At 37.4% G+C, this 13,763-nt stretch carries 16 protein-coding genes; 2 read left to right on the top strand and 14 right to left on the bottom strand.

Annotation, left to right across the window (positions count from 1 at the left end; translation table 11 throughout):
- Positions 1–141: 141 nt before the first annotated feature.
- From POF52_RS04295 to POF52_RS04280, 4 genes are all read right to left on the bottom strand, one after another.
- Positions 142–1,542 carry an ATP-binding protein gene (locus POF52_RS04295; RefSeq protein ID WP_013058734.1) on the bottom strand — a complete coding sequence of 467 codons (1,401 nt, stop codon included), beginning with the start codon at positions 1,540–1,542 and terminating at the stop codon, positions 142–144.
- A 153-nt stretch (positions 1,543–1,695) separates the two neighbouring features.
- Positions 1,696–1,881, bottom strand: a complete 186-nt coding sequence (locus POF52_RS04290) for a YjcZ family sporulation protein (protein ID WP_075419415.1) — start codon at positions 1,879–1,881, stop codon at positions 1,696–1,698.
- A gap of 91 nt (positions 1,882–1,972) precedes the next feature.
- Positions 1,973–2,398, bottom strand: a complete 426-nt coding sequence (locus tag POF52_RS04285) for a hypothetical protein (RefSeq protein ID WP_016765317.1) — start codon at positions 2,396–2,398, stop codon at positions 1,973–1,975.
- Positions 2,388–2,549, bottom strand: coding sequence for a hypothetical protein (locus POF52_RS04280; RefSeq protein ID WP_013084692.1), 162 nt, complete (start codon positions 2,547–2,549; stop codon positions 2,388–2,390). Before POF52_RS04280 ends, POF52_RS04285 begins: the two co-directional genes overlap by 11 nt.
- Positions 2,550–2,763: 214 nt before the next feature.
- On the opposite strand from POF52_RS04280, the gene POF52_RS04275 reads away from it, so the two are divergent.
- On the top strand, positions 2,764–3,519 hold the full coding sequence (locus POF52_RS04275) for a DUF4397 domain-containing protein (protein ID WP_013084693.1): 756 nt from the start codon (positions 2,764–2,766) through the stop codon (positions 3,517–3,519).
- A gap of 29 nt (positions 3,520–3,548) precedes the next feature.
- Here POF52_RS04275 and POF52_RS04270 read toward each other — a convergent pair whose 3' ends face one another.
- From POF52_RS04270 to ilvA, 7 genes are all read right to left on the bottom strand, one after another.
- A complete protein-coding gene (locus POF52_RS04270; RefSeq protein ID WP_013058738.1) occupies positions 3,549–4,121 on the bottom strand; it encodes a YpmS family protein in 573 nt (190 codons plus the stop codon).
- Positions 4,122–4,133: 12 nt separating this feature from the next.
- Positions 4,134–5,018: an SGNH/GDSL hydrolase family protein gene (locus POF52_RS04265; protein ID WP_176583326.1), complete on the bottom strand. Its 885-nt coding sequence runs from the start codon at positions 5,016–5,018 to the stop codon at positions 4,134–4,136.
- Positions 5,019–5,254: 236 nt separating this feature from the next.
- The gene (locus POF52_RS04260) at positions 5,255–5,833 is read right to left on the bottom strand and encodes an SCO family protein (RefSeq protein WP_271990014.1); all 579 of its coding nucleotides are present in this window, start codon (positions 5,831–5,833) and stop codon (positions 5,255–5,257) included.
- A gap of 24 nt (positions 5,834–5,857) precedes the next feature.
- Complete coding sequence (locus tag POF52_RS04255; protein WP_176583315.1) at positions 5,858–7,474, bottom strand: ATP-binding protein; 1,617 nt, start codon at positions 7,472–7,474, stop codon at positions 5,858–5,860.
- A 150-nt stretch (positions 7,475–7,624) separates the two neighbouring features.
- Positions 7,625–8,467 (bottom strand): DegV family protein, encoded by an 843-nt coding sequence (locus tag POF52_RS04250; protein ID WP_013058742.1) that lies wholly within the window; start codon positions 8,465–8,467, stop codon positions 7,625–7,627.
- A gap of 169 nt (positions 8,468–8,636) precedes the next feature.
- Positions 8,637–8,888, bottom strand: coding sequence for a YpmP family protein (locus POF52_RS04245; protein ID WP_013058743.1), 252 nt, complete (start codon positions 8,886–8,888; stop codon positions 8,637–8,639).
- Between the two features lie 161 nt (positions 8,889–9,049).
- A complete protein-coding gene (gene ilvA, locus POF52_RS04240) occupies positions 9,050–10,321 on the bottom strand; it encodes a threonine ammonia-lyase IlvA (protein WP_176583316.1) in 1,272 nt (423 codons plus the stop codon).
- A 231-nt stretch (positions 10,322–10,552) separates the two neighbouring features.
- On the opposite strand from ilvA, the gene POF52_RS04235 reads away from it, so the two are divergent.
- On the top strand, positions 10,553–10,771 hold the full coding sequence (locus POF52_RS04235; RefSeq protein ID WP_016765323.1) for a hypothetical protein: 219 nt from the start codon (positions 10,553–10,555) through the stop codon (positions 10,769–10,771).
- A 274-nt stretch (positions 10,772–11,045) separates the two neighbouring features.
- On the opposite strand, the gene POF52_RS04230 is transcribed toward POF52_RS04235, so the two are convergent.
- The 3 genes from POF52_RS04230 to purU form a co-directional block, all read right to left on the bottom strand.
- Positions 11,046–11,531: a dihydrofolate reductase gene (locus POF52_RS04230; RefSeq protein WP_016765324.1), complete on the bottom strand. Its 486-nt coding sequence runs from the start codon at positions 11,529–11,531 to the stop codon at positions 11,046–11,048.
- The gene (locus POF52_RS04225) at positions 11,528–12,322 is read right to left on the bottom strand and encodes a thymidylate synthase (RefSeq protein WP_013058746.1); all 795 of its coding nucleotides are present in this window, start codon (positions 12,320–12,322) and stop codon (positions 11,528–11,530) included. The genes POF52_RS04230 and POF52_RS04225 overlap by 4 nt, the downstream gene beginning before the upstream one ends.
- 457 nt (positions 12,323–12,779) lie before the next feature.
- The gene (gene purU / locus POF52_RS04220) at positions 12,780–13,682 is read right to left on the bottom strand and encodes a formyltetrahydrofolate deformylase (protein ID WP_271989993.1); all 903 of its coding nucleotides are present in this window, start codon (positions 13,680–13,682) and stop codon (positions 12,780–12,782) included.
- Positions 13,683–13,763: the final 81 nt, after the last annotated feature.

Genomic DNA, 13,763 nt, shown 5'->3' with positions numbered 1-13,763 from the left:
TTCGGTTATTTTCTAGCCATTTGATAATATATCAAAAACAAATCCTTTAGTCAACAATATACACGAACATTAAAATAAAATATTTAAAAAACATTCGTTTTTATTCCAAGTAAATAAAAACCAGTGAACGAATAGCAAGCGCTATGAAATGTTCACTGGTTCTTTAATGTACGGAAGAGCAATTTCTACTTTTGTTCCTACTCCTACTTTACTCGCAAATGAAATATGTCCTTGATGCTGTTCGATTATTCGGTAGCTAATCATTAACCCTAGCCCCGTTCCTGTTTGTTTAGTAGAATAAAACGGTTCACCTAGCCGAGCTAAAGATTGCTCATCAATTCCACAGCCTTCATCCTCGATAATGACCATGCCGTATTCATTTCTTTTCTCAACGGTGACTTTAACTGTCCCTTTGCTCATTGACTCAAGCGCATTTTGAATTAAATTAATAAAAACTTGTTTAAGCGCATTTTCTTCACAAAAGATTGTAATCTCATCACTAATCTCATTAATAATACGACAGTTTTTATAATTAGCGTGTGTATCTAATAATAATGTCACATGACGTATGATTTGATTGAGACTTTTGGGGTGGTATGAATTTTCAATTTTAGGCTTGGCCAGCGTTAAAAATTCTTGAATAATGGATTCGACGCGATTCAATTCTTCAAGCATAATATCATTGTATTCTTCGTTGTACTGTTTCGATGCTTTTAACAGCTGAATAAACCCTTTAATCGCCGTCATTGGATTACGAATTTCATGTGCTACTCCTGCCGCTAACTTGCTCACCATTGTAAGCTTTTCAGATTTGCTTGCCATTTCATCATATTTTTTTCGATCCGTTACGTCGCGAATAATATACTGAATGGCATCCTGTCCTTCAAACTTAATTTTGGTTGCCGAAGATTCAATAATGACGACTCCTTTTTTAGTCAATAGTTTCACATCAACACGTGGCCTCACGGACATTCCATTCATCAGCTGAACCATTCGTTCTTTTACGATTTCTAAATGTTCGGGGTGAATAAAATGAAGCCAAGGACGCCCGATATACTCTTCTTTTTTCTCGCCGCCAAGAAGTTTAACACCAGCGGGATTCAAATATTGAATTCTACCTTCTCTTGTTACAATAAATGCATCTTGACTTTGCTGGACAAACTGCTTATATTGCTTCATTTTTCGAATGACTTCCTCTTGCTTTTCAATACTTGAGGAAAACTCTTTCCACTGAACAACTAAGAGCGGAATATCCCCTTCCGTGCGTTGAATATGGATGTGCATCGGAAACTGCTGATCTACTTTTTTCTTAAGTAAAACAACTTCTTCCTCTTGCTTTCTTAACGGTTCCACTTCATGCTTTTCAATAAAAAAGCGATTTGGCTCTTCAAATACATTACAGGAAAGAAGCCGTTCTTCCGTCGTTTTAAAAAGATGGCAGCACGCTTCATTTAAAATTTGAATATCTCCATCCATATTCATTACGAGCATTGGTGTAAATGACATTGAAAATAGCTGTTGAAATACTTTTTCCTTTTCCATATATTCACCTTCGCTTATTGAGTTACTAGCTATAGTATAATATGGTAAATGTTGATTTGGCAAAATTTTTTTATTATTTAAACAATTTATATATAAGTTTGTCCTTTTCTATCTGTTATAAAAAGCTCGCACATGCGAGCAAATGAGGCCTAATCAGCAAAAACAGGTGCAGCCAATGATGATTAATAAAATAAATAGCACAACAATTAATGCAAATGACTGACCCGTTCCGCAATGATGATAACCGCCAATTGGATAGCTAATTGGATAGTGGCAAGTATCATATAGGTGGTGATAGCCTCCGTGATGGCATGGGTCGTAACAATCGTAGTTATACATAGCAATCTCTCCTCTTGTTTTTTTTATTCATTTCGTACACTGTACTTTATATGCGTTAGTTGATTGTCCTGTATGTGCATTCGCCCATTTTTTACTTTCTCTTACGCCATATTCGCCTTTTGGGTTGCAGCGTATACGAAAACAACAAAAGTAAAATACTTCCCATTACCAGTAACGTAGTAAAATCTTTCAGAAACTCAATAATGACCCCTATATACGGGAGATGGTATGCGTAGCTTCCAATCACTTTAAAAGAAGCAGGCAAAGAATCTCTTTGAGCTGTAACCAGTACATCAAGCTCTGGATTATGGGCCAGTACAAGTTCATTCTTTGAAGAAGATAATTCGTCTCTAAAGACAACTATATCTCCGCGATGCAGATGGTGATAATCCGTTTCTTGAACGGTCACGGTGAAACCAAATAGGCTTGGAACTGTACTAACAAATAAAAATGTAAAGCAGATAGCATAAAGAACAAGTACATATCGAAACGCAGAAAACATACATTTATTCATCATAGGTAATCAGCTCAATTCGCTCGGTTACTTTATTTAGCGCGGGGGTAATGTGAATAAATGAAGTAGAGCGCTCTGTAAATTGAATTAAAAGTAGCAGCAGTAAAAAACTTAACATAATTAACCGTAGCATCCGAGCATAAAAATCGCGCATGCTCTCACTCCTTTTTTCTATACTAATTTCGGTCATACAATAAGCCTTCAGTCAATAATTTGATTCAGTATATGCACATAGAGGGCATTTGGCTCATTGTTTCTTCTTGGAGGTCTCGGGAGTGATCAGTGATCGGCATAAATTATGAGTTTTAGCATATGTTTGGTTACGTATGGAAATGTTTTTATACTCCGACAATAAGGGAGCTGAACATATGGCTAATTATTCCTTTGATCAATATATTAAAAAAGCAATGAAATACGATTTTCTAGCTAACTACTATAAGTATAGTGATCCATCTAAGCATATTCATTATTATCAAAAGCATTTGTACTATATCCAGCAGGCCATCTTAACTTCTTCTGAAAATACGAATCTGCGCGTAAATCCGCCGCAAATTCGTATACTTCACGCTTCTCCAGATTCTCCATCTGTAGATATTTATATTAACAACAAACGAGTGATTCGCAACTTAACTTATAAACAAGAAACAGATTATATTGAATTACAAGAACCTGGAAGATATACAATTTCTATTTATCCCGCCGGAGAAACGGGAAGACCTGTTTTAACGGAATCATTTACATTTGAAGGAAACCAAAATTACACGGTAGCAGCGGTAGATGAGCTAAACAAGCTTGATTTATTGTTTATCTATGACAATACGGATGTACCAAGTGGAGAAACAAAGCTTCGGTTTGTGCACCTTTCTCCTGATGCTCCTGCTGTGGATATTGCGGCTAGAGGCGGAGACGTCATTTTTTCTGGAGTGCAGTTTAAAGAAGTCACAAAATATTTGCCTTTGTCCCCCATGCATGTTCAACTTAGTGTGCGCATAGCAGGAACCAAAAATGTAGTACTCGAAATCCCGGCACTGAACCTTCGTCCGAATCGAACATATACGGTATATGCCGTCGGATTTGCTAAAAACCGTCCTGTATTAGAAGCGCTGATTTCCCAAGATCGTTAACAAAAAAACCTTCCAAATTGGAAGGTTTTTTATTCACTGCGCGAAATTAAACGTACGCGAATATCATCATTTTTCAAATCAAACTTTTGTACTTTTACAGCAAAATCACTCTCTAACTTCATCTGCTGTAACGCTACGTATACTGATTCATTCTTTGGATCAATCGTTACCCATTCTGGTAGCGCAAAGTTATTATTTACGTATCGAAGCACTGTGCGGACAGGAAGCTGCAGCTTTCCAACAGAAAGTGACTGCTGTTCAAGCACAATATCTCCATTTTTTTGTACAATTGGATCAAATGTCATTCGAATATTAATGTCATCGCCGAATACTTGAATCGTACCGTCTACTCTTACTACATCGGTAAGAGTAATTTTGTAGTTAAGCGGCTGATTCTTAAATTCTTTCTTTAAATATTTATCAATCAGTACATTTAAGTCCGCTTTTTTAGCCAAAATAGTTAGTTCTGCGTCTCCTTCTACTTTTTCAGAGGGAGTTGGATTGGCCTTGTCAACCGGTTGAAAAATAAACGCAATAATAAGGATAGCCCCTAGAACATTAATCCCTAATAACGCGATAAATAGGGTTTTCCACTTCTTCATATCACAATCTCCTTACTCGTTCCCACTCTCTTTCGTGTTTTTCTCTTTTTCATCAGATGTAACTTCTTTTGCTGTTTCCTTTTTCTGATCTCCAACGAGAGGATCTTCTTCCTCCATTGATTTACTAATGCGTTCAGCCATTAGTTTGTACCCTTTTTTATTAGGGTGAAACTCGTCTTTCCCTAATAAATTTACGTCAGAATCATAAAAAATATCATCAATTTTTACATAACTTACATTATCATATTGAGAAGCAATTTTCTCGCTTGCTGCATTCCATTCATGAATAACAACATTAATTTCTTTCACATCACTTAATGATTTAAAGAATGGATTATAAAAACCAATTAAATAAATGTGAGCATTAGGATTAAGCTTACGTATACGTGAAAACACGTCATTTAGACGTTTTTCATATTTTGACTGCTGTGATTCAAACGTCTTAATTGAGATATTGTAAAAGTAATCTCTTACCACTTTCATCACGTCATTGCCGCCAATCGTCAAAAAAACGATGTCTGCTCTTGATACTTCAGCTGCTACTCCCGGCTGATTTAGCCTCGCTAATAGCTGATCCGTCCGGTTTCCTCTTTTGCCTAGATTCTCTGTTCGTACATTTTGCACTTCATTTTGTTTAGAAAGGTATTTAGTTAAGTATGGTACATAACCGCCTTTTTTAGACTCATCTCCTACTCCTTCTGTTAATGAGTCACCAATGGCTACAATATCTAAATCTACAGGAAAAAAGCCTTTCGGAATATGCTTTTTAGGTGTTAAATCCACTTCTTTCTGAACGGCTTCTTCTTTATTGTCCGCCGGCAAAAAAGTCGTTGTCGAACAGCTCGCTAACACCACCGCACTCATACTGCTTATCACTATACTTTTCCATTTTCTCATCATAACACCTACTAACTATGCTGTATTCTCGCTGTCACAAGCAATACTGCTTACCGCTCTGAATAACTATATCTTTATATCTTATCATACTATGTCAAGTTGATATTTTACTACGTTTCTTATATATAGTATATGTAAAAAAAAGGATAAGCATGTTTCTTTCATAAAAATATCCGCTAACACATCACTATAAAGATAGCTGTGTTTGGCGGATAGATTTGACGGATTTATAGCTCTTACTGAAGGGTTTTGATATCTTTTATCATATCTTCATAAGGAGGATCAGTCACTCCCTGATAAGATTTTTGAACGACTCCATCTTTGTCAATTAGAAAAAAATCCGTACCGTGAATAACCTGCGGATTTTCTTGCGGCTTTTTCACAATCGTTTTAAATTGGTCCAGCGCAAACTTTTCAATTTCCGCTTGTTTATAACCCGTTAAGAAATCCCAATTCGAAAAATCAGCGCCAAATTTAGTCGCATAGTCCTTCATTTTCGGTGGAGTGTCCACTTCAGGGTCTACGCTAAATGAAACAAAGCGAACATCCAGCCCTTCATCCTTGGCCATTTTTTGTAATTTAGCCATATGAGCCGTCATTGGGGGACATACGGTTTCGCAGCTTGTGAAGATAAAGTTAGCTACCCAAACGTTCCCTTTCAGCTGACTTAGCCCTACTTTATTTTGATCTTGGTTAACATAAGAAAAAGAGTCCATCTTCCAATTGAGAGGATTTTCTATTTTGGAACCACAGGCTGTTAACATCATACAACTAATGAGCAGTAAAAAAAACAATTTATAAGACCAGCTTTTCATATGTTCCTCCTGCACGGTTAAAGTTTAGTCATAGCTAGGGAAAATCAAGATAAACGTTGAACCTTTTCCTGGTATGCTTTCCACTTCAATTCTTCCATTCATTTGTTCGACCAGTTGATAAGACACCATCAGACCAATCCCTGTTCCTTTTTCTTTTAAAGAATAAAATGCTGTTCCCAGCCGGTTCACTTGTTCACTGGTCATGCCTATACCAGTATCTTCAATTTGAATATGTACCTGCCCTTCTCGCTTGTAAAGCCCTACTCGAAGCGTTCCTCCAGCTCTCATGGCTTCAATTCCATTTTTCATAATATTAAGCAGAACTTGATTCAATTCGTTTCGGCTGCCGCGAACATAAACTTCTTCTTTTGCGTCTAATTCTATGAGTATATTATTTGTTAACAAAGCATAAGAAGATAATAAGTCTACTAAGCTTGTAATACACTCCAAGCAGTTAATAAAACGATGCTGATGAACATCCGGCTTGGCTAAAGATAAATAGTCATGAATAATCGCTTCCGCTCTGTCCATTTCATTAATCATAAGATGAATGTAACTTAATTCAGTGTTTGAAAGCTTTGTGTTATCTTGAAAAAGCTGTAAAAACCCTTTTACCACCGTCATAGGATTTCGAATTTCATGGGCTACAGAAGCAGCTAATTGACCAATTGCATTCATTTTCTCTGCTCGCTGCAATTCCTTTTGCATCCTCGTTTTTTCCATAATAACTTCTAATTCATCAATCGCTTTAGCAATTCCATCTTTTGAATGACTGAAATTCGTTTCTACGTTCAGCTGTTCTTTTGTTGCTGACACTTGTTGAAAAAGCTGCTGAAGCCGCTCTGTCATTTCATTAAATCTTGTGTGTACATCCCCTAACTCAGAATCATTTTCATGTGTCAGTTTCACATCAAACTTCCCTTGACTTACTGCTTGAATTCCTTCTACTAATTCTCCTAGGGGCGACATTAATCGCCTTAGTCCCCAGTCTTGAATAACAATAATGAAGGTAAACAAAATAGTAAACGCAACGATCAAAGCTACAATTAAACGTTTTTGATAGATATAGATAGCGCTTGCATCTATATCTACACCAAGAATAGCCACGACTTTTCCAGAGCTGTTTGTAATAGGCGATAAAACGGTTATCCACGTCCCGAATTCGTCTTTGTATGTAGATGTTACGATATTCTTCTTTTCTTGTTCTGCTTGCTTAAATGATTTGTAAAATTCTTCTCCTCCATAATAAATCATGGATGGCTCTAGTGATTGCTTAATTCTCTTATTCGCTGTTACGATAATCTTATTTCCATGCGACTGGAATTTTTCGGTCGTCATAATATATCCCTGCAAGTACGACGGATGCAATTCGTAAATCTTTCTGAACTGCTTTTCTAGCTCGTCTTTTTCAGGAATCGTCCCGTTCCTTGAATCCACTGCTGCTATTACGTCTTGTTTAGATAAAGACTCCCTCCATAAATCGGCCATAATTAACGCGTGCTGCGTTAGTGTCTCTTTTGCCATCTTTTTTTGAACTTGATAGCTAATGGCTAAAGAAATGACTCCAAGGGCAACTACAATTAAAGTAGAAAATAAAACCGTTTTGTTAAACACACTCAAATTTCGAATATATTTTTTCATCGGTATACTCCGGATTCAAAAGAATAGTAACCAGCACAGCATTCGCTGGTAGAAAGTTGATTCTATTATATCACACGTTTGTCCACTTCTCTTTCCTCTTTTTCCAAAAAAGAGAAAGCCAAAAAAGTGACTTGCAAAAAGCAACCCACTTTATTCAGCAAAATACATAAAACCAATTGCACCAATACCTGTATGCGTTGAAATAATAGGCGTCGTATCTTCAATCGAAAATTGCGTATAGCCCCTTGCCTTCACAATTGATTCTTTTAACTTAGAGGCGAGTCCAAATCCATCTGCATGTACAAGCCCTACTCCTTTAATACTTTTTCCTTCTGTATGCTCTTCGAACTGTTTCGTTAAAAACTTAACAATTTGAGAATGGCTGCGCACTTTAGCAACAGGAGTATATACTCCGTCAGCTAGAGAAGCAATTGGCTTAATATTTAAAAGAGAACCGATCAATCCTTTTCCTCGTCCAATACGTCCACCTTTAACCAAATTTTCAAGCGTATCAACTACGACAAAAAGATTCGTATTTTGACGCACCTCTTCCAAGCGCGTGATAATTTCTTCTACTGTATGCCCATCTTCAATCATTTTCACCGCTTCAAAGACTTGAAACGAAAGAGCTTTTGTAATGTACATAGAATCAACAACGGTGATGTTTCCTTCTACCATTTGAGCCGCGCTTTCAGCTGCTCGAACAGTTCCGCTCATTCCCCCAGTCATATGAATCGAAATGACGTCATACCCTTCACTAACTAATCGTTCATATACTTCAACAAAAGAACCAATAGCTGGCTGAGAGCTTTTTGGTAATTCTTTTGAATTTTTCATTTTTTCAATAAAATCTGTCGGCGTTAATTCCACGCGATCTAAATACGTTTCATTATCAATGTTAATACATAAAGGTATCATCTCAATACCGTATTTTTCAGCTTCTTCCAACGTTAAATCAATTGTTGAATCCGTTACCACTTTAATTTTCGCCATGTGTTCACCCCTATAAGATGCATTGCAGACTAGTATAACATGAACACTTACAACAATATAGTTATAATAGAATGCAAGTTTTGCTAATTCGTAAAACGCATGTTCAACCTTTTATATCAACAAAAAAAGTTGACTCTGCTGAAATATTCAGAAAAGTCAACTTTTACGTTTATGCATTATGTTTTAATACATGAGACTTAAAGAGCTGTTCGTAATCTTTCCATTTCAACACGCGTTTTAAATATTCTTGAAACGAGTAGGTTTGCTTCGGAACTGATTCGTTCGTGATTTGTCTAATAAATAAATCAAGTTTTGCAGATAACATGAACCGAAACGTGCTATTTTCCTCTAAAACTGGAATTTCAGTAATTTTTACTTTTTGACCACTGACATGTTTAAATTCAAGGCTTTTTAATAGCAAGGCGATCAACCCTCTTTTTACCCGTTTATTTTATTATAATGCTTCAGGCACTTTCTGTCTTGATAAAATAAAAAGAAAACACAAATATTTTTTAAAATAAAAATGCTTCATCAACTTATTCGACAGTTGATGAAGCATTCCTTTTTAAAACGACCTTCTATTTAAATAAATAAGTGAAACAAGTTGCTTTCTTTATTAATTTCTGTGTAAGGGAATCCTTTTTTATCCATACGATTAATCAGTGGATAATAATCTTCTTTATGCTTGAGCTCAATTCCCACAAGTGCTGGTCCGCTGTCTTTGTTATTCTTTTTCGTATACTCAAAGCGCGAAATATCGTCTGTCGGTCCAAGCACTTCGTCTAGAAACTCACGAAGAGCTCCTGCGCGCTGAGGAAAATTAACGATAAAATAATGCTGTAATCCTTCATAAATCATTGAACGTTCTTTGATTTCTTGCATACGTCCAATGTCATTGTTTCCTCCGCTGATGATGCAAACAACCGTTTTTCCTTTAATTTGCTCACGGTATGAGTCAAGAGCAGCAATCGAAAGAGCTCCTGCTGGTTCTGCTACAATCGCATTTTCATTGTATAGAGATAAAATGGTTGTACAAACCTTGCCTTCAGGAACAACTACAATATCGTCCACAAGTTCTTTACTGATGTCATACGGAAGCGTTCCAACTGTTTTAACGGCTGCTCCGTCTACAAATGGATCGATTGCCGGTAGCGTCACTACATTTCCATTTGCTAAAGATGTCTGCATACCGGGCGCGCCTGCTGGTTCTACCCCAATCACAGCTGTTTGAGGCGAGATGCTTTTTACGTATGTGCCGACACCGGAAATTAATCCGCCCCCGCCGATACCCGCAAATACGTAGTCAATTTCATCTTCACAGTCATTGAACATTTCAACGGCTACTGTACCCTGTCCTGCAATAACGTCTACATCATTAAATGGGTGAATAAATGTTCGATGTTCCTCTTCACTGCATGCAATAGCTTGTTCATAAGAATCATCAAACGTATCTCCGATTAGTACGACCTTTACGTTATCTTTGCCTAAAAATTTCACTTGATTAATTTTTTGGCGCGGCGTTGTGCTCGGCATAAAGATTTTACCATCGATGTTTAAATGACGGCACGCATATGCTACACCTTGTGCGTGGTTTCCTGCACTTGCACAGGCAATTCCATTTTCTAATTCTTCTGGGGATAACTTTTTGATTCGATTGTACGCACCGCGAATTTTAAATGAGCGCACCACCTGTAAATCCTCACGTTTTAAATAGATATTACATTCATATCGTTCAGACAAAACGTCATTACGCTGTAGTGGTGTATGCACAACAACATCTTTAATCAATTGATTTGCAATCATGATGTCCTCTAAATGTACGTGTTTTGTTCGATTATCTACTTGTTGTTTCATAACCAACTTCCTTCCTCTTCTACCATTATTAATTTGTACATTATATCACAAAAAATTTAGAAAAATCATTATTTTTCATTAATAATAACTAAAAAAACTTTTCCAACTATTTTACTGTCCACATACTTTACATATGTTTAGCAAACGCTAAATAGACTTACAAAATTGCCCATACTTTCTACGTGCAGCTGATGCGATAACAGGTATAAATTAAGAAAGGTTGTGGAATAAATGGAGTTTTCACTTCAAAGTCTTGAAAGTGCCGTTCCGTGCGAAATAGTTGCAGATGAAGAAAACGGTAGATACATGCTTCGCAAAGCAGATACGAGCGGAGAAATTTTTAATACACCAAGCGAGCTGATTCAATGGATCGAAGCTAACTGGAGCCCTGAACAGTTTGTGAGCCCAGCGGCTTTTCACGAAATGATGAAGCAATTAAAATCAATATAAAAAGAGATTGAAACATAACGAAATCAATATAAAGACGAATAAATGGAGTATAGAAGCTAGCTAGTAGGGGTGCTTGTTACACCGCATTTGATTTCCATGGGAGACTTTGCTTTCCGCGGGCGGCCGGTGAGCCTCCAATCAACTGCTAAAAGTACCTACATGCATGAAATCTACTCCATCCTTATAATGAAAAGATCCGAACGATTCAACGTTCGGATCTTTCTTCGACTAACATACTTTGTACCAGACTCGCGTTTTTTATAAACAAAAGAGATCAGCTTCGCTCGTATACGGTAAAATAATACGTGTAGGGATTTTTTTCATCTTTAATTCCTTGCTGCTTCGAAATAACTTTCCATTCGCTCAGATCAATCGCAGGAAAATGTGTATCTCCTTCAAAGGATTCTTCAATATGCGTAATATAAAGTCGGTTTGCAACGTCTAATGTTTGCTCATACAGAGTAGCTCCGCCAATCACGAAGAGCTCGTCTTCTTTTTCAGCATCTAATGCTTCTAGTTCCTCAACTGAATGAATAACGGTTGCTCCTTCTTGCTGATAATCTTTTTGACGCGTAAGAACCACATTTTCGCGATTAGGAAGCGGTCGTCCAATTGATTCGAATGTTTTTCTTCCCATTACAATCGTATGACTCGTTGTGATGCGCTTGAAATACTTTAAATCTTCCGGAAGACGCCATGGCAAATCATTCTCTTTACCGATCAGCCTGTTTTGATCCATTGCGACAATGAGGGAAATCATACGCTCACAGCTCCTTTGATGTGAGGATGCGCATTATAGTCTACTAACTCAAAGTCTTCAAATTTAAAGTCAAAAATTGATTTTACGTCTGGATTGATTTTCATTTTTGGCAAAGCATGAGGCTCACGCGTCAACTGCAGGTTTACTTGTTCAATGTGATTGCTGTAAATATGCGCATCGCCAAACGTATGAACAAAATCACCTGGCTCTAAATCACACACTTGTGCCACCATCATTGTAAGCAGCGCATATGAAGCAATGTTAAACGGTACGCCTAGGAAAATATCAGCTGAACGCTGATACAATTGACAAGACAATTTGCCGTCCGCTACGTAAAACTGAAATAAGCAGTGACACGGCGGTAAAGCCATATTGTCTACATCAGACACATTCCAGGCGCTTACCATTAAGCGGCGAGAATCAGGGTTGTTTTTAATTTGATTGATAACATTGGTAATTTGATCAATTTTTTCTCCGTCCGGCGTTGGCCATGAACGCCACTGATGCCCATACACAGGGCCAAGCTCGCCGTTTTCATCCGCCCATTCATTCCAAATGCGCACGCCGTTATCTTGTAAATACTTAACGTTTGTATCTCCTTGTAAAAACCAAAGCAGTTCATGAATAATTGATTTTAAATGAAGTTTTTTTGTCGTTAATACCGGGAAACCTTCTTGTAAATTAAAACGCATTTGATAGCCAAATGTGCTAATTGTACCTGTTCCTGTCCGATCTTCTTTTTTTGTTCCATTTGCTAACACATGCTCGCAAAGTTCAAGATATTGTTTCACTTCCGACACTTCCTTTATTAAAAAGTCCTTTTCTATTGTATAAGTGTTCACGAGCTAAGTAAACAACTAAATCTCAGCTCATGCAGAAAAGTTTTTTATCATTTAGATACGCAATTTCCCCTAAAAAAACGAGAATGAGACCTAACAAAATCAATTAAATAATCGAGTATGAATCGCTTATGACACAGCGGTTGCTCTCCGTGCAAGGCTTTGCTTTCCGCGGGCGGCTGATGAGCCTACTCGTCGCTTACACTTGGGGGATCTCATCTGTTCCGCTTTCCCCGCAGGAGTCTTCGCCTTGCCCTCCAATCAACCGCTAGAAGCAACTAAATAGATTAAATTTACGTTCACTATCAAAATAAAAAGATCCGAACGAGTTAGATTCTCTGCCAAGAATCTCGATTCATCGTTCGGATCTTCCTTCGGCTAAACTACTTTTTTAACAGCTTAGTCTTTGTTAATTAAATACAATTGTGCGGTTTTCATGCACTAAAATGCGGTCTTCTAAATGCCATTTTACAGCACGTGCGAGCACCGTACGTTCAATTAAGCGGCCTTTTTTCTTTAAGTCATCCGCATCATCACGGTGGTTCACGCGTTCAATATCTTGTTCAATAATTGGTCCTTCATCCAAGTCGTCTGTTACATAGTGAGACGTAGCACCAATTAACTTTACACCTCGTTGATATGCGCGTTCATATGGACGTGCTCCAATGAATGCCGGTAAGAATGAATGGTGAATATTAATGATACGATACGGATTTTCAGCCACAAAAGTCGGCGTTAAAATTTGCATATAACGCGCCAAGATAATCACGTCAATATTATAATCTTTTAATACCTGCAGCTGTTTGGCTTCTGCTTCTTGGCGAATGTCTTTTGTCGCAGGTATATGCTTAAACGGTATACCGAATGATTCAACCACTTCGCGCGCATCTTCGTGATTGCTCACAACGACAGCAATGTCTGTCACCAAATCTCCGCTTTCCCATGCCCACAGCAGCTCTAGCAGACAATGAGGCTCTTTTGACACAAAAATAGCTGTTTTTTTCAAATTATGAGCATATGTAAACTGCCAGTTCATTGAAAATGTATCGGCAATTTTTTTGAAGCTTTCTTCTAGCTTTGCTTCTTTGGCTAATAAATCCTCACATTCAAATTCGAAACGGATAAAAAACATACCCCCTTCGTGGTTCGTTGAATGTTGACTTGATTCTACAATATTTGCACCGTGCTCATGTAAAAACGTAGATACTGCCGATACAATACCCGGTTTGTCCGGACAGCTAATTAGCAGCCGACCGCGATTTTTATATTTCTCTTTATATGAAGTTAAATGTTTTTGAATATGCGATTTCATGTAATTCCCTCTCTTTTTTTAAATATACAGACAATTGTACCATTATCCTTGTAGCGATGCGACATTGAAATAGTGCTTTGA

The organism is Priestia sp. AB (assembly GCF_028369225.1).
GTDB lineage: Bacteria > Bacillota > Bacilli > Bacillales > Bacillaceae_H > Priestia > Priestia megaterium.
The sequence above is the reverse complement of the archived record's forward strand: the minus strand, read 5'-3'. Positions and strand labels throughout refer to the sequence as shown.